Annotated in this window: 14 protein-coding genes; 9 read left to right on the top strand and 5 right to left on the bottom strand. The window is 63.7% G+C overall.

Annotated features, from left to right (window positions below; genetic code table 11):
• Positions 1–43: 43 nt before the first annotated feature.
• From HCO70_RS14020 to HCO70_RS14005, 4 genes are read right to left on the bottom strand one after another with little or no spacing between them, the layout of a single operon-like run.
• Entirely contained in the window at positions 44–1,294 is a 1,251-nt protein-coding gene (locus HCO70_RS14020) for an ABC transporter substrate-binding protein (RefSeq protein WP_172297157.1), read from the bottom strand.
• A 33-nt stretch (positions 1,295–1,327) separates the two neighbouring features.
• Positions 1,328–2,119, bottom strand: coding sequence for an enoyl-CoA hydratase/isomerase family protein (locus tag HCO70_RS14015; RefSeq protein WP_172297155.1), 792 nt, complete (start codon positions 2,117–2,119; stop codon positions 1,328–1,330).
• Positions 2,116–3,036, bottom strand: coding sequence for an acyl-CoA dehydrogenase family protein (locus HCO70_RS14010; protein ID WP_172297153.1), 921 nt, complete (start codon positions 3,034–3,036; stop codon positions 2,116–2,118). The genes HCO70_RS14015 and HCO70_RS14010 overlap by 4 nt, the downstream gene beginning before the upstream one ends.
• The gene (locus HCO70_RS14005) at positions 3,036–4,196 is read right to left on the bottom strand and encodes an acyl-CoA dehydrogenase family protein (protein WP_253913308.1); all 1,161 of its coding nucleotides are present in this window, start codon (positions 4,194–4,196) and stop codon (positions 3,036–3,038) included. Before HCO70_RS14005 ends, HCO70_RS14010 begins: the two co-directional genes overlap by 1 nt.
• Before the next feature lie 207 nt (positions 4,197–4,403).
• Between HCO70_RS14005 and HCO70_RS14000 the strand changes: the two genes are divergently transcribed.
• From HCO70_RS14000 to HCO70_RS13980, 5 genes are read left to right on the top strand one after another with little or no spacing between them, the layout of a single operon-like run.
• A complete protein-coding gene (locus HCO70_RS14000; RefSeq protein ID WP_172297149.1) occupies positions 4,404–5,102 on the top strand; it encodes an SDR family NAD(P)-dependent oxidoreductase in 699 nt (232 codons plus the stop codon).
• 7 nt (positions 5,103–5,109) lie between these two features.
• The gene (locus HCO70_RS13995) at positions 5,110–6,231 is read left to right on the top strand and encodes an acyl-CoA dehydrogenase family protein (RefSeq protein WP_172297147.1); all 1,122 of its coding nucleotides are present in this window, start codon (positions 5,110–5,112) and stop codon (positions 6,229–6,231) included.
• Positions 6,232–6,234: 3 nt separating this feature from the next.
• Complete coding sequence (locus tag HCO70_RS13990; RefSeq protein ID WP_172297145.1) at positions 6,235–7,215, top strand: acyl-CoA dehydrogenase family protein; 981 nt, start codon at positions 6,235–6,237, stop codon at positions 7,213–7,215.
• Positions 7,216–7,224: 9 nt separating this feature from the next.
• Positions 7,225–8,052 carry an SDR family NAD(P)-dependent oxidoreductase gene (locus tag HCO70_RS13985; RefSeq protein WP_172297143.1) on the top strand — a complete coding sequence of 276 codons (828 nt, stop codon included), beginning with the start codon at positions 7,225–7,227 and terminating at the stop codon, positions 8,050–8,052.
• Complete coding sequence (locus HCO70_RS13980) at positions 8,049–8,795, top strand: enoyl-CoA hydratase/isomerase family protein (RefSeq protein ID WP_172297141.1); 747 nt, start codon at positions 8,049–8,051, stop codon at positions 8,793–8,795. The genes HCO70_RS13985 and HCO70_RS13980 overlap by 4 nt, the downstream gene beginning before the upstream one ends.
• A gap of 19 nt (positions 8,796–8,814) precedes the next feature.
• On the opposite strand, the gene HCO70_RS13975 is transcribed toward HCO70_RS13980, so the two are convergent.
• Entirely contained in the window at positions 8,815–10,383 is a 1,569-nt protein-coding gene (locus HCO70_RS13975; protein WP_172297139.1) for an AMP-binding protein, read from the bottom strand.
• 309 nt (positions 10,384–10,692) lie between these two features.
• Between HCO70_RS13975 and HCO70_RS13970 the strand changes: the two genes are divergently transcribed.
• The 4 genes from HCO70_RS13970 to HCO70_RS13955 all read left to right on the top strand — a co-directional run bounded on the left by HCO70_RS13970 (position 10,693) and on the right by HCO70_RS13955 (position 15,577).
• Positions 10,693–11,799, top strand: coding sequence for a CaiB/BaiF CoA-transferase family protein (locus HCO70_RS13970; RefSeq protein WP_172297137.1), 1,107 nt, complete (start codon positions 10,693–10,695; stop codon positions 11,797–11,799).
• Complete coding sequence (locus tag HCO70_RS13965; protein ID WP_172297135.1) at positions 11,796–12,587, top strand: SDR family oxidoreductase; 792 nt, start codon at positions 11,796–11,798, stop codon at positions 12,585–12,587. The genes HCO70_RS13970 and HCO70_RS13965 overlap by 4 nt, the downstream gene beginning before the upstream one ends.
• Before the next feature lie 220 nt (positions 12,588–12,807).
• Positions 12,808–14,019: a CaiB/BaiF CoA-transferase family protein gene (locus tag HCO70_RS13960; protein ID WP_172297133.1), complete on the top strand. Its 1,212-nt coding sequence runs from the start codon at positions 12,808–12,810 to the stop codon at positions 14,017–14,019.
• The gene (locus HCO70_RS13955) at positions 14,012–15,577 is read left to right on the top strand and encodes a class I adenylate-forming enzyme family protein (protein WP_172297131.1); all 1,566 of its coding nucleotides are present in this window, start codon (positions 14,012–14,014) and stop codon (positions 15,575–15,577) included. Before HCO70_RS13960 ends, HCO70_RS13955 begins: the two co-directional genes overlap by 8 nt.
• Positions 15,578–15,581: the final 4 nt, after the last annotated feature.

The raw sequence follows: 15,581 nt of genomic DNA, 5'->3' as shown, positions 1-15,581 counted from the left end.
TCCGCCACCCGCCAGTTCCGGCCGGCGGGTGGTTCAGTTCACATCAGCCGAAGCTCATTTCCTCACCGGGAGAAGGCTCCCCCGCCAACGGGCGGCCATCGACCTTGGCGGCTTCCAGAACTTCCCAGCCGTCCTCGTTCTCAGCTCCGGCAATCAACGCGTAATTGACGTCGCAAAGGGCCTGGTGATCCTCGGCCCGTAGCTCGACTGGCCCCTTCACCGTCTCGAAGGTCACCCCTTCGAGCGCAGGAACGAGGTCGCCGGCCATGGTACTGCCGGATATCTCCAGACCCGCCGCAATAGCCTGGATCGCGGTGTGACCCATGCCCACAAAGCCGTCGGGATGCTGACCGTGCCCGGCGGCGCGATAGGTATCGACCACCTTGGTAGCGACCGGGTTCTCACCGTAGTAGGCGCCATAATACCAGTGGAAGCCGCTCCAGTAGTTCGGGGGCGTGCGCTGTTTCAGGGCGATGGGCGTCAGGAACTCGCTGCCGGAAGTGATGATGGCGCCGACCTTGTTCGTCAGCCCAAGCTGCCCTGCCTGCTGCAGGAAGGTCACCTCGTCGGCCCCGCCCAGGCCCACGAACAGGCCGTCGATATCCTGGCTCATCAGCCGCGCGATAGGTGCGCGGAAGTCTGTGGAACCGAACTTGGTCCAGACCGGCTCATCGATCGTGGCGCCGTGCCCGTTGAGCGTCTGATGCTCCTGCGGCAGCCGGGCCGAGAACACCTCGAGCGTCGAGCGTCCGATCTCTGCGTCCGGCAGGATTGCGCCCCACTTTGTGTTGTCCGGATAGCGGTCCGCCATCAGGTTGGCGGCAGCCCAGATGCGCATCGCCGAGTAATCGGTGACGCGGAAGTAGTTCTTGTTGAAGTCCTCGTGGGTCAGGTTGTTTCCATGCGAGGCGGCGTTGAGGAAGACACTGTCCAATTCCTCCATCACCCCGCTCAGCGCCAGCGCCACGCCGGAGGCAAGAACGCCCGCGTAGATGTGCACGCCTTCTCCCTGCAACTCCCGCGCCGCGGCAAGCGCGACGTCCGGCTTGATGTCGTCGTTGCGCACCACCAGCTCAAGCTGGCTGCCGCCGACGCCACCATTCGCGTTGATCTCGTCGATGGCCATCTGCATGCCCAGTGCCTGCGCCTCGCCGAAGAGGCTGTAGCCACCGGATAGCGTGGTAATACAGCCGATCCGGATCGGGGCGTTCTGACCCAGCATCGGGCTAGCCAGTCCGGAAAGTGCGGTGGCGCCGAGCGCGCCGCCGATGAATTGGCGTCTGTTGGTCTTCATGTTTTCCTCCCTGATCGTCGGCCCGTCGCGGACCTATTCCTTCTTCTTCGCGATCTCTTCCTTCATCTTCTGCACCGCCTTGCGGTGATCCTCTGTCCGTACGGCCAGAGATTCATATGCGATGCCCGGATCCATCAGCGCATGCGCGATGCGCTTCAGTTCGAGATTGACGACGACCTTCGTCCAGCGGATCGCCTGTGCCGCGCCGCCGATAAGCTCCTCGCAAAAAGCATCGACCCGCGCGTCCAGCTCCTCTGCCGGAACCGCGTGGTTGATCAGCCCGATCTCCACCGCTTCGGCGGCTGTCAGCAGCCTTCCTGTCAGAAGGTATTCCTTCGCCCGGGCGAAGCCGATCAGCTGTGGCCAGATCGCGGCCCCGCCATCACCGGCGACAAGGCCGACCTTCACGTGCGGATCGCCGATCTTGGCCCGTTCGGCGGCAAAGATCACGTCACAGAACAGCGCCACGGTCGCGCCGAGCCCGACGGCAGCGCCGTTCACCCGCGCGACCACCGGCTTCTCGATATCGAGCAGGGTGAAGATGATACGCTTGGCATCCTCCGCCTCGCGGTCGAATTCGGTCGGGTCGACCTGAAATTCCTCCATCCGCACCAGATCCCCACCGGCCGAGAAAGCTTTCCCTGCGCCTGTCAGCACGATCACATCGGAACCCTCATCGGCAGAGGCGAACCTAAGCGCGTCGATGATCTCGATATGCATCACCTTGCCAAAAGCGTTCAGCACCTCCGGCCGGTTCAGCATGATGTCGAGCCGCCGTCCCTTGCGGGTAAGCTTCAGCATCTCGAATGACGGCAAATCTGTCATGCGGCCCTCCATTTACGGCTGGCCGCCAGTTTCAGGTTCTCACCCGCCCCGCCAAGTGCCGATTTCAGCAAGCGCGCGCGGTAGGTCCAGCGGTGCAGCGGATGCTCCAGTGTCAGCCCCATAGCGCCCATGAACTGGTGCAGATCGTAGACCACAGTGGTCGCGGCATTCTGGACATAGCCCAGCGCCACCGCCGAATCCGCTGCCTCAAGGCCCTGTGCTGCCTTCAGGGTCAGCCAGTAGGCCGCCTCGATCTTTGTGGCAGAGGCAGCAAGCCGGTGCTGCAACCCCTGGAAACTCCCAAGCGCCTGCCCGAACTGCCGCCGTTCGCGCAAATGTGCCAGCACTGCGTCGCGTCCGCCCAGAAGCGTACCGCCAAGCTCTGCCGCCACGGCGACGCGCCAGCTTTCCCGTACCCGACGCGGATCGACATCAATTCTCTGCCACCGGCCGATAGTGGCCGAGAAGACGCCCATCGGATAGGCGAACAGGCTCTCCACCGGCTGCACATCGCCGTCGTCGAGCATCGCTGCGCGCACCTCATACTCGCCGATGGAAAGCACAGACCGCGCCACCGGCAGGTAGCGGATGGCCGCCGCCGGATCACCATCAATTACAGCAATTGGGCGTGGCAGGTCCGGCGGCAGAAACGGGCGCAGCATCGCCGAGGCGGCGAACTCCATCGTGACCGAAAGCCGCGCCAGCCGATGGATCATCGCGGCAGCCGTCACCGGACCAAGCGTCTCCTCAATTGCGCAATCGTAGAAACCGTTGTCTTCCAGCGTCCGGTCAAGCTCGTCAGCCCAGTGAAACCGGGACCAGTCGGCCGGCACCTTCCAACCGGAACCGTCTCCCGACGCAATCTGATCGAGGACGGACAGAAACGTCGCCTGATCTTCGTTCGGCTCGAAATACATCAGGACGCCACCTTCGGGAGATCGAGGAAGCGGTGGGCAATCAGGTTCAGCTGGATTTCCGCCGCGCCAGCCGCAATGCCTGCAACGATGGCTCGTTCATGGTGGGCAAGATAGCCTGGGCGGTTCAGGCCCGAGAAAAAATCGGGCAGGAAATCCAACCCGAAGTCCGTCACCGAATTGTCAGCCGTCACAACCGCGAACCGGGCGACATTCGCCTCCGGCCCGGGTGCACCGCCGCGCGCCTTCTGGTCCACAACCCGGTAGGTCAGTAGCCGCGCCGCCTCGCAGGCAGCTGCCGCCTCTCCAGCGCGGATCTGGATCGCAGGATCGTCGAAACGGCCCTGCTGCTTCAGATCCTCGACCATTTCCTCCAGCACCCTCGCCGACAGCTCATAGCGGGGAATGCCCACCCTTTCGTTCGCCAGAGAATACCGGATGATCGACCACGCTTCGCCTTCAGCGCCAAGTCGAGAACTGGCAGGCACGCGTACATCGGTGAAGAAACATTCATGAATGTCGCCGTGTCCGATCAGGCTGGGAATCGCCCGCACCTCGACCCCGGGCGTATCCATTGGTACGAGGAAGATCGCGATGCCGGCCTTGCCCGTATCGGCGCCACCGGTACGGGCCAGCAGGAAACAGGTCTCGGCCAGCCCGGCATAGGAGGTCCAGATCTTCGTTCCGTTGATCACATAGTCGTCGCCGTCGCGGACCGCGCGAGTGCGCAGCGCAGCCAGGTCAGATCCGGCATTCGGCTCGGAAAACCCCTGGCACCAGATCGCTTGACCCTTCGCCATCGGCGGGATGTATCGCTGTTTCTGTTCGTCCGAGCCGTAACGCATAAGCGTCGGCCCAATCCAGTTAACGTTCATGTATTGGGCGCCGCGCGGCTCCCCTGAGGCCCACATCTCCTCGCCGAGGATGAAGTGTTCCCATGTCGGCCGGTCCGCGCCGCCCCATTCCGCCGGCCAGTGCGGCACCAGCAAGCCCGCTTCTGCAAGCTTCGGACAGAAGGTGCGGCTGAAGTCGGTCTGTTCCTTCGACCCGGGACCGTGACGCGCGATGTCGCCCCATTCCGGTGGAAGCTCCCTGCGTAGGAAGTCCCGGATGCGCGCACGATAGGCGCGCTCCTCGTCGGTCCAGTCGAAATCCAATCCCATCCTCCCCATTTGTCCCATTATTCGGGATTCTATATACAACGACTCCTGCAGCAAAGCTGCCGATAGCGGCATTTTTTGTCAAGCTTTCGATGTAAAATTCACCATTGTACATTTGCAAACCAAAGCCTACGCTCCAAGCGGGTCCCGACATCAAGGCGAGCAGGAAAGATTCGTCCATATATTGGGACACTTTCTGTGGAGGAGAACATGCGCGTTTCGGTGGTCACCGGCTGTCATGGCGGAATGGGCAGGTCGATCTGCGCCACGCTAAAGGCCGCGGGCGACCATGTGATTGGCATAGACCACCCCGATACCTCTGCTGGTTCCGACGGGCCCGACCGATTCCTTCCCTGCGATCTGTCAGACCTCGGCGCCGTGGCCGAGCTCCTGCCGCAATTCGACAGAGACGAACCCGTCGGCTGCCTGGTCAACTGCGCCGGCCTTTACGAACGAAAGGCAATATTCGACCTGTCGCTCGACGACTTCGACCGCGTACTCGCGGTCAACCTGCGCGCGCCGTTCCTTCTCTCCCAGCGTGTCGCACGCCGAATGGCGAAGGTAGGGCAAGGCGCCATCGTCAACATCGCGTCGATCAATGGCAAGCTCGGCAGCCCGATGGTGCCCTACGGCGCCTCCAAGGCCGGGCTGATCGGCCTTACCAAGAGCCTTGCCAAGACTCTGGCACCGTACGGTATCCGCGTGAACGCCATCGCACCCGGCACCATACGCACCCCGATGGCCGAAGGTGTGGACCCGGTACAGATGGAGCGGCAGATGTACAATGTGCCTATGGATCGCTGGGGCGAACCAGAGGAAATCGCAAGCGTCGTCGCCTTCCTCGCCAGCGACGCCTCTAGTTACATGACCGGCGCCGTTGTCGACGTGGCCGGGGGATGGATGTCATGAGAGGGACATGCAGCTAGAATTCTCAGAAGACGACGAACGCTTTCGCCAGGCCGCCCGCGACTGGCTCGCCGCCAATGCACCAACAGACACGCCGCCTTACGACGGCCAGCCGGCGCGTGACTATGCGTTGTCCTGGCTCGCGAAATGCCACGCGGGCGGCTGGTCCGGTATCGGCTGGCCAAGAGAGTACGGCGGCCAGAGCCTGGCGCCGTCGAAACTGATCCTCTGGTACGAGGAATATGTCCGCGCCCGTGCGCCCTCGGTCCTCGACTGCACCTTCGTTTCGGTGAACCACGCCGGCCCTACCCTGATCGCCCTCGGCACCGACGAACAGAAGACGTTCCACCTGCCCCGCATCCTCGAGGGCAAATCGGTCTGGTGCCAGGGCTTCTCGGAACCCGGTGCCGGCTCCGACCTCGCCTCGCTGTCGACCACGGGTCGCGTGGAGGGTGACGAGATCGTCGTGAACGGTCAGAAAATCTGGACTAGCTTTGCCGACATCGCAGATTATCAGGAACTGCTGATCCGAACCGACCCCGAGCAGAAGCGCCACCGCGGGTTGAGCTGGGTGATCTGCGATATGGAAAGCCCTGGCATCACCGTCCGGCCAATCCGCAACATGGCTGGAGTCACCCATTTCGCCGAAGTTTTCTATGACGACGTCCGCATCCCTCTTTCTAATGTCGTCGGTGGACTCCACGACGGCTGGCGCACCGCCATGACAACGCTTGGCTTCGAGCGCAAGACCGCGGCGATGGGCGTCCAGCTCGCCCTCTCCATCCGCATCGAGGACCTGATCGCCCGCGCCGAACCCACTCCCGGCAGCGCTATGGCCGAACGCCTCGCCGACCTGCGGGCGGAAGGTGCGGCGCTCCGCGCAATGACCTACCGCACGATCTTCCGCGAACCCGCAAACCCGTCCGAAGGCTCGCTGATGCGCCTCTACTTCGCCGAACTGGCGCAACGGATCGCGCAGGCATCGATGGACGTGCTCGGGCCGGAGGCGCTGACCGACACAGCGCTGACGCACGACTATCTGGAGGCCTATTCCGAAACCATCGCCGGCGGCACCGCCGAGATCCAGCGCAACATCATCGCCGAGCGCATTCTCGGCCTGCCGCGGGAGTAGCCGATGACCTGTGACCTGAATCTCAGTGAAGACCAGCGCCAGATCCTCGATGCCGCCGCCGCAATGCTAAGTCAGGGCCACCCTGTGTCGCGCCTGCGGGATTCGCAGGACGACACAGTCACGGCCATCGCCGAATTCGGCGGCTTCAACCTTGCATTGCCTGAGGACCAGGGCGGCACCGGTTTCACCCTCGTCGAAGAGGCGCTGCTCCACGTTCTCCTCGGTCGCCATGTCGTTTCGGTCAGGGCGCTGGCGGCGCCAATCGCCGCCCGTGTCGCGGCCGGACAAGGTGCGGCGGATCTGGCCAGTGCTTTCGCTGATGGTACCGAAACCGTTTGCGCGGCGATCCCCGCCGCAGAAGGCACTTTGCTGATCGCGTCCGAAGGCTGCCGCTACGCCCTGCTCTTCGGCGACCGGCACCTGTCGATCCTCGATCTCGCCGACACACATACAACGGTGGTCGAAGGCCTTGGCCATGGCAGCGTCACCACACGCCGCCTCGCTCTCGGCGCAGGCAAAACAGTTGCCGCCAGCAACGGCGGCCCACTCCTCGAAATCGCCGACCTGCTTGTATCCGCTCAGCTCCTCGGAATAGCCGAGGCAACACTGGATCTCGCCGTCGACTACGCCCAGGTGCGCCGCCAGTTCGGAAAACCCATCGGTGCGTTCCAGGCGATCAAGCACCAGGCGGCCGACATGGCGATCCAGGCGGAGATGCTATCGACCCAGCTCGACATGGCCGCTATTGCCGCGCGCGACGGCCGCGCCGATGCAGCTTTCCAGATTGCCGCGCTTCGTCGCCTGGCGCCGCGCGTGGCGCTATTCAACGCACGCACCTGCATCCAGATCCACGGCGGCATCGGCTTCTCCGCCGAAGCCGACGCCCACCACTACCTGAAACAGGCGCACGTTCTGTCCCGCCTTGGCGCCGCCGCGCCGCTGCTGGATCTGGCCGCGGCGCTTGCGCCCTATCAACCGGCATAGGAGGACACTTTGCGTGCAGCCCTGATCACCGGTGCGTCGAGCGGCATCGGTCTCGCCACCGCCCGCACCTTCCTGCAGAACGGCTGTGCCGTCCTCGGCGTAGCCCGCGACCCCGCAAAACTCGCTGCGATGAAAGACGCCTGCGCCGACCTTGACTCCCCGCTTGCAACAGCGGCCCTCGACGTCATGGCCGACAATGCGCCGGAGTGTGCGGTTGCTTCCGTTCTGGAGCATTTCGGCCGGCTTGATCACCTTGTGAACAACGCGGGCATCGGTAGCCCGAAGCCGGTGCACGAGACTGATGATGAAACTCTCGACTACTTCCTCGGCCTCATGCTGCGCGCACCGTTCCGGATGTGCCGCGAGGCGCTGAAGGCGTTCGGAAACGAGGCAACTGTCGTCAACGTATCCTCCACCTATTCCATCCTCGGCGGGCTGCGCGGCGGCGCCTATTCGGCGGCCAAGGCCGGGCTCGACGGGCTTACCCGCCACATGGCGGCGCAATACGGCACCTCCGGTGTTCGCTGCAACTCCGTCGCGCCTGGCGTGATACCGACACCAATGACGGAGCACCGGCTGGAGGTCGAAGGCTTCCGCCGGATGAACTACGACATGACTCCCGCCGCGCGCATGGGCACGGTCGAAGACGTGGCACAGGCGATCTGGTTCCTGTCCTCTCCTCAGTCCGGATGGATCAACGGCCAGACTCTTGCCGTCGACGGCGGCTGGACCACCACGAAATTCCTCACCGAATCGGCCCTCGAGGCGGAGCGCGCGCTCGCGCCAACCGACTGGACCCATTCCGGTAAACCGCCGAAACGAAAGGACAATGAATGAACGCGCAGACCGACGCCCGTATTCTCTACGAAGTGCGCGACCGGGTGGCCTATGTCACCCTGAACCGCCCCGAAGCAAAGAACGCCATGACCAAGTCGATGTATGCCGCGATCCGCTCGGCTTGCGAAGCCGCGGACTGCGATGCGGAGGTCGATGCTCTGGTCGTGCAGGGCTCGAACGGCGCATTCGCAGTAGGCGGCGACCTAAAGGAGATCCTTGAGGTGCTGGACGGCGAGCGGCCAACCGACATTTTCGATTACGAAGACTACCTGCCCTTCGAAGCCCTGCGTTCCATGTCGAAACCCACCGTCGCCGCCATCGACGGCCTCTGTCTCGGCGGCGGTCTGACCCTGGCGCTGATGTGCGACATCCGCATCGCGACCGAGAATTCGCGGTTCGCAATCCCCGAGGCGAAGGTTGGTATCGTCGACGGCCACATGCCCCGCCTTCTGCGGCAGGAAATCCCGCCCGCGAAACTGCGCTACTGGATGTATACCGGCGCCCTGTTCCCAGCGGCCGAAGCGGATTCCGTCGGCATGCTGACCAAGGTGGTTCCTCAGGCTGAACTGGGTGCGACGCTGGACAGGGTCCTGTCCGAGCTCAAGGCCAGCTCGCTCGAAGCCATCGCGGCCTGCAAGAAGATCATAAATGAAACTCGCACCCTGTCGCCGATGACGGATGCCAACCTGTCGCTGATGAAGCCCGATGTGCTGATGCGTCTGAAGGCGTTCAGCGCCCGCTGAGCGCCGCGCGACCGGCGGATTACGTCTCGGCCACCGCACCCTTCAGTTCGGCCGCAGCGACGCAAGCGTCGCGGCCTGCCTTACGCAATTCCGCCTTCTGCACCTTTTCCGTCGAGGTGCGCGGCAGGTCCTCCATTACGCGGAACCACGTCGGCACCGCGTATTCCGGCAGCCTCGCCTCCGCATGCGCGAGCAGCGCTGCGAAATCGCCCTTGCCGCACTTCCACACTACCGCCGCCGCAACTTCCTCGTCGGTCTCTTCGCACGGGATCCCGAACACCGCCGTTTCGGCCACATCCGGGTGTCGGTCCAGCACGCTCTCCACCTCCCAGGCAGAAATGTTCTCGCCTCGCCGGCGGATCGAATCCTTGTCACGCGCCTCAAAGTACAGGAAACCTTCCTCATTCAGACGGCCCCGGTCGCCCGAATGGAACCAAAGGTTCCGGAATGCCCTCACAGTCGCTGCGTCCTTGTTCAAGTAGCCCTGCATCAACGCGTTTGGCCGGCGCGGCCGCATCACGATCTCGCCGATTGTGCCGGCCGGCACCTGGCGGTCGGCTTCGTCTACCACCGCCACCTCGAACAACTCACTCGCTCGGCCCGCTGAACCCACCGGCCCCGCACAGCCCGCCAGCCCGGAGTTCAGCGTGGCCATCGGCGCCTCGCTCAGTCCGTACGTCTCCACCAGCCGGATCGCCAGCCGCCGCTCGCATTCCTCCCATAGGGCCGGTGTCGCCCCCGCCCCGAAGGCTTTTGTCAGGGTGTGATCGCCTCTCCCCCAGCCCTCCGGCGTCACGTTCAGGATCAGCCGCAGGACTGAACCCAGATAATTGAACGCCGTGATCCCGTCTTCGCCAACGACATCCCAAAACCGGCTGGAACTGAATTTGCGCTGCATCCGGATACTTCCACCGCTGACGAGGGCCGGCAGCACTCCGGTATAGCGCGCATTCTGGTGGAACAACGGGAAGAAGTTCAGCAGCCGGTCTTTCGGCCCGTATTCCAGGCACGCCGCGTTGTACTCGGACAGAACCAGGCTCGAAGCCTGCGTGTGGACGACCCCTTTCGACGGCCCGGTTGTGCCCGAGGTGTACAGGATCACCCGCTCTTCCGCCCCGTTCACCTCGGCACTCTCGGAACCGTCCACCTCAGCCATCGGAACGAGCGCAGGGCGCTCCGGCACATCGCGTGGCATCTCCCCCCGTATCACCATCAGCCGCAGTTCCGGCAATCGGTCCGTTAGTTCAAGCACGCCCGGAAAGTACTCAGCATCGCAGATCACGACCGTTGCCCCGGAATCTGACAGCAGATAGGCCAGCAGGTCTCCTCGGTATTGCGGGTTCATCGGCACGTCCGCCGCCCCCAATAGCGCGACACCGAACCACACCCGGATCGCATCCATCGAATTGTCCATCAAGCAGGCGACGCTGTCCCCTGGCCCGACCCCAAGCGCGCCCAGTCCCGCAGCAAACCGCTCAGCCATCTCCAGTACGGCGCTGTAGGAAAGGATGTCCTCGCCGAACAGGATGGCCGCCCTGTCGCCGTACAATTCAGCGCCGTTCCGGAGCACGTTATGCATCGTCGTCATGCGAGTTTTCCCCCGTGCCGTATACCGCTTCCCCGGCGCGCAGCCAGATTCTGAAGCGAACAAGGCATATTGTCCGTATTGTGGGATATATTTTCCTAACTACCGGCAAAATCCTCCGTTTACACCTTAAATAGTAAACGGCAAAAACAAAGCCAACAAGCCGGATTAGCGAGGCACAGCTACCGACTCGAGCGCCATTCTTCTCAGACTCCGCTTCTCCCGCATAGTGGCACAAGCTGGCTGACCTTTTTTCAAACCCGTTGTACAAGCAACCGCATCACCGCTACACCTGAGACGGGAGGAAGCACTATGCTCGATGGCGTCCGGATCGTCGAAATTGAAGGTCTCGGCCCCGGCCCCTTCGCCGGCATGTTACTAGCGGATCTAGGCGCTGACGTGATCGTCGTACATCGCAAGGGCGGCGCTGTCACACCGGGCATGCCGGAACGCTCGATTCTTGACCGTGGCAAACGCTCAATCTCGCTGGACCTGAAATCCGCCGAGGATACCGTTACCGCAAAATACCTCATCGCCACCGCCCACGGCCTGATAGAGGGCTTCCGCCCCGGCGTCATGGAACGGCTCGGCCTCGGCCCGGAAGACTGCCACGCGGTCAATCCCGCACTCGTTTATGGTCGGATGACCGGTTGGGGCCAGACCGGCCCGCTCGCAGATCGGGCCGGCCACGATCTGAACTACCTTAGCCTCTCCGGCGCCGCCTGGTACGCCTCCAATGCAGGTCAGTCGCCGTTTCCGCCACCCACAATGGTGGGCGATATCGGCGGTGGGGCGCTATACCTTGTGGCCGGCCTGCTGGCCGGCATCATGAAGGCGCGCGAAACGGGCAAGGGCACTGTGGTTGATGCTGCGATTTATGACGGCTCGGCACATATGATGAACTTGCTGATGGCGCTGCGGCAGGCCGGCGGAATGCCGGCAGAACGTGGCACCGGCATCCTGGATGGCCCGCACTGGGCGCGCAGCTATCGCACATCCGATGGCGGCCACATCTCGGTGCAATGCTTGGAGCCGAAGTTCTACGCCGCCCTCCTTGACCGGTTGGGCCTGTCGCAGGACCCGGACTTCGCCGATCAATTCGACCGCGCCCGCTGGCCCGCGCTGACCAAACGGCTGGCCGCACTGTTTGCCCAACACACTCGAGATAGCTGGGCGGAACACTTTGCAGGCAGTGACGCCTGCGTCGCGCCGGTTCTCAGCCCCGACGAAGCCCTCGGCCATGAAATGAACGCCGCGCGGCAGACCTGGCATGTGCCCGAGAGCGGTCTGCAAGCCGCGCCCGCCCCACGTTTCGTAGGCGCCAGCCCCTGGTCACCGCCGCCGATCCCCCAACGCGGCGAGCACGGCAGCGAGATCCGCGCGGAACTTGGCCTGCCTGACGCGGACCAGGCGCCGTGACCGGCGTTCTCGCCGACGGCTGCCTGCGTGGACAGTCCTGCATTGTCACCGGCGCCGGCAGCGGAATCGGCCGCGCAATCGCGCTGCGCCTGAACGCTCTAGGCGCGCGTGTTCACGGTGTCGGCCGCCGCAATGACGCGCTCCGCGAAACAGGGAAACGCGCCACCTACACCGGGTTCTACGACTACACCGCGTGCGATATCCGCGACCACGAGGCGTTCGCGAACCTGATTAAGCAGATCGGTGACGCGCGCGGCATCGACACTCTGGTCAACAATGCCGGCGGGCAGTTCGTTAGCCGCGCGGAGGACATCTCGCGCCGTGGCTGGGAAGCAGTGATCGACCTGAACCTGAACACGGTACACACTGCGGTCGCGGCGGCCTTCCCTTTTCTCGCCCGCAACGGCGGCAGCATTCTCAACATGTCGCTCTCGCTGGTAGAACGAGGAACGGCCGGGGTCTCGCACTCCATCGCCGCCCGCGCTGGCGTTCTGGGCCTGTCCCGCAGCCTCGCGCTGGAATGGGCTCCGCACCGGATCCGTGTGAACTGCATCGGACCCGGCATCGTGGTAACCGAAGCCGCCGCCGCGAACTACACCCACGACATTCAGGCGAAGATCCAGCCGGCCACCCCGATGCAACGCGCCACCCGGCCAGAGGAGGTGGCGGAACTCGCCGCCTTCCTCGCCAGCCCGGCGGCAGAGATGATGACGGGCCAACTGATCCAGATCGACGGCGGAGGACATCTGGGACCGGGGCTCGATTTTCTCGGTGCAGTGCGGAAATGAACCGTAATCTCACCAGGCAAACGAAAGATGTACCACATTATGGTATAAACATTTCTATCTTCGTCTCACCACAACCACAAAACAACTCTGAATTTCTTTGACAATTAGAGTTTGTCCAGCAACCCTCAGGTCAGGGAGGGCATAGTTTGAATCCACATTTTAGGACATACTCGGTCCGCACCGCCGAAGCCTACTTGGTCCCACAACGGCCCTTCCGATAATGCCCGGCGGAACCGACCCGACTCCCCCCCTCCATGGGGTGCGCATCGCGGATTTCTCACGCCTCCTTCCTGGCGCCTATTGCACCTGGTTGCTGACATCGCTCGGCGCCGAGGTGATCAAGGTCGAGCAGCCCGGCCGAGGCGACTACCAGCGCGACCTCGGCCTGCAGGCCGGTCCGCGCGGTGGCGCCGTTTTCCAACATGTCAACGGCGGCAAGCGTTCGCTCGGCCTAGACCTAAAAAACCCCGCCGCCGCCCCTGTCCTGCAGCGCCTTGTGGCCACCTCGGACATCTTGGTCGAAAGTTTCCGACCCGGCGTTGCCGCCCGGCTGGGCCTCGACTTCGACAAGCTGCTCTCGGATCGTCCCGAACTCGTCTGCATCTCGATCAGCGGCTTCGGCGCGAACAGCCCTCTCCGCGACACAGCTGCGCACGACATCAACTACCTCGCCTATTCCGGCGCCATCGCACGCCCGCTCCACCATGGCGACGGCCTGCCGGAGACCCCTCTGGTCGACCTGATCGGCGGCGGCCTCGTCCCGGCGCTCAGCGCCGTTTCGCTGCTGCTGCGCGCGCGGACAATCGGTCGCGGGGGCTTATCTGACACCGCCATGGCTGACGCATTGCCGATGTTGCCGAACGAGATCCTCTCCGCCGCAATACTCGGCCTCGCCGAGCCGGACCGGGAAAAGGCACCATTCTCCGGCGGCGCCGCCAACTACACCACTTACGAACTCCGCGACGGCCATGTCGCGGTGGGCGCAGTGGAACCACAGTTCTGGACTAAATTCTGCCGGATCATGAAGCTGGACCCTTCCGCCAGTACCGACGCCGTGATGCGGGCAGAGATCGCCGAGAAGTTCCGCAATATGACGCGCGCCGAAGTGGAAACCCTGTTCCGCAGCTCCGACACCTGCGTAACGGCCGTGAACAACTACGGCGACATGCTGGTCTCGGACCACGCCAAGGCACGCGACTACCTGGCAACGTCCACAGAGGGCGAGAACATGCCTCCCATCGGAAGCCCATTCCACCACGATGGCAGGCGCCAGTTCGCAATGGGCCCTGCTCCGGCCCTGGGCCAGCAAAGCACTGAAATTCTCATCGAACTCGGCTTCAACGACACAGAAATCTCCATCCTCGAAAACTCCGGCGCGATCTCAACCGGGGTCACCGCCGACGGACAGACAGGGAGCGCCGCCGATGCATGACGACCCGACCCCGGGCGCTCTGATTCGAGCCGCCACCGATTTGACACTCGCCGACGTCCTGCGGACCCAAGCCACCATCCGCCCCGATGCCGAGGCGCTGGTGATGGGCGAGTCCTCCCTGACCTACCGCGAGTTGAACGATATCACGGACCGTCTCGCCACGGGTCTCCGACAAACGGGCATGCGTCGAGGCGACCGCTTAGCGGTGCTGTCGCACAACTCAATCCGATATGTGCTGCTGTTTCACGCCGCCGCAAAGGCCGGCATTGCCATCGCCGCGCTGAACTGGCGCTTCGCGCCCGCCGAACTCGAACACGCGATTAGCGTTGTGGAACCGGCCTATATCGCCGTCTCCGAGGAATGTGGCACCCTGCTCGACCGCGCACGGGTCGAGATACCCCGGATCCTGATGGACCGTTACGAAACCGGCGGCTCGACCCTGTCCTTCGGCGATCTGAGTAACACTTCGCCCGAACGGTTCGAAATCCAATCCGAGGACATCGTTTCGATCACCTTCACCAGCGGCAGCACCGGCCACCCCAAGGCCGTGGCGATCTCGCACCGGGCGCTGCTTGCCCGGGCCGCGGTAATCGGGATCGACTGGCTACTGGAACCGGGAGACGCCTTTGTCGGCTGGGCACCGCTGTTCCACATCGCCGCCTCCGATTACGTATTCACCACGATGGTGATGAGCGGCACCTATGTCGTCGTCGACGGGTTCCGCGCCGAGGTGATCGCCGACACCGCCCGCGCGCGCAAAATCGGCTGGTTGTTCCTCGTCCCCGGCACCGTCGAACCGCTGATCGAAGCTCTGGGTTCCGCCCCCCTTCCGGGAGGTCAGATGAAGCTTGTCGGTGTCATGGCGGACCTGATACCCCCTGCAGAGATGCAGCGCATCTGCGCCGTCACCGGCGCCCGTTACCTCAACAGCTACGGGATGACCGAATCCGGGCTCATCCCATGCGTACCATCGGTGACGGAATCTTCGGAAGGCATCGGCCAGACGCTCCCCAAGATGCAGAGCGCGATGTGCAGTATCCGCCTGATCGACGAGGCCGGGCAGGACGTGCCTGACGGCGAGCCGGGTCAACTCCTGATCCGCAGCCAGACCCTTGCCTCCGGCTACTGGAACAATTCCGAGGCGACAGCCAAAGCCTTTGCCGGCGGCTGGTACCACTCCGGCGATGTGCTGCGCCGAAACGCGGACGGCACGCTGCAATTCGTCGGACGCGTCAGCGGGATGATCAAGTCGGGAGGAGAGAACATCTATCCCGCCGAGATCGAACGCGCCCTGCTGGCCCACGCCGACGTCACCGAAGCCGCTGCAATCGGCGTAACGCATCCGAAATGGGGCGAAACACCCGTGGCCTTCGTCTCGCTGAGCGACGGCGCAATCTGCGGACCGGACGCGCTGAAACAGCACCTTCGCGGCCATATCGCCGGCTACAAGATTCCCAGCGAGATCCACATCATCGCCCTGTCGGACTTCGCCCGGAACGTGACCGGAAAGATCGACCGACTGGCGCTACGCAAGCTGCTGCAACTGTGCGGCACCTGACCCG

The organism is Pseudoruegeria sp. HB172150 (assembly GCF_013184805.1).
In the GTDB taxonomy this organism is placed as follows: domain Bacteria; phylum Pseudomonadota; class Alphaproteobacteria; order Rhodobacterales; family Rhodobacteraceae; genus Psychromarinibacter.
The sequence above is the reverse complement of the archived record's forward strand: the minus strand, read 5'-3'. Positions and strand labels throughout refer to the sequence as shown.

Bases quoted from the DNA above. Each gene is read 5' to 3' on its own strand.
- HCO70_RS14015 (WP_172297155.1), bottom strand. From the start codon at position 2,119: ATGACAGATTTGCCGTCATTCGAGATGCTGAAGCTTACCCGCAAGGGA.
- HCO70_RS14005 (WP_253913308.1), bottom strand. From the start codon at position 4,196: ATGGGATTGGATTTCGACTGGACCGACGAGGAGCGCGCCTATCGTGCG.
- HCO70_RS13995 (WP_172297147.1), top strand. From the start codon at position 5,110: ATGCAGCTAGAATTCTCAGAAGACGACGAACGCTTTCGCCAGGCCGCC.
- HCO70_RS13975 (WP_172297139.1), bottom strand. From the start codon at position 10,383: ATGACGACGATGCATAACGTGCTCCGGAACGGCGCTGAATTGTACGGC.
- HCO70_RS13955 (WP_172297131.1), top strand. From the start codon at position 14,012: ATGCATGACGACCCGACCCCGGGCGCTCTGATTCGAGCCGCCACCGAT.
- HCO70_RS14010 (WP_172297153.1), bottom strand. From the start codon at position 3,036: ATGTATTTCGAGCCGAACGAAGATCAGGCGACGTTTCTGTCCGTCCTC.
- HCO70_RS13970 (WP_172297137.1), top strand. From the start codon at position 10,693: ATGCTCGATGGCGTCCGGATCGTCGAAATTGAAGGTCTCGGCCCCGGC.
- HCO70_RS13960 (WP_172297133.1), top strand. From the start codon at position 12,808: ATGCCCGGCGGAACCGACCCGACTCCCCCCCTCCATGGGGTGCGCATC.
- HCO70_RS14000 (WP_172297149.1), top strand. From the start codon at position 4,404: ATGCGCGTTTCGGTGGTCACCGGCTGTCATGGCGGAATGGGCAGGTCG.
- HCO70_RS13990 (WP_172297145.1), top strand. From the start codon at position 6,235: ATGACCTGTGACCTGAATCTCAGTGAAGACCAGCGCCAGATCCTCGAT.
- HCO70_RS13980 (WP_172297141.1), top strand. From the start codon at position 8,049: ATGAACGCGCAGACCGACGCCCGTATTCTCTACGAAGTGCGCGACCGG.
- HCO70_RS14020 (WP_172297157.1), bottom strand. From the start codon at position 1,294: ATGAAGACCAACAGACGCCAATTCATCGGCGGCGCGCTCGGCGCCACC.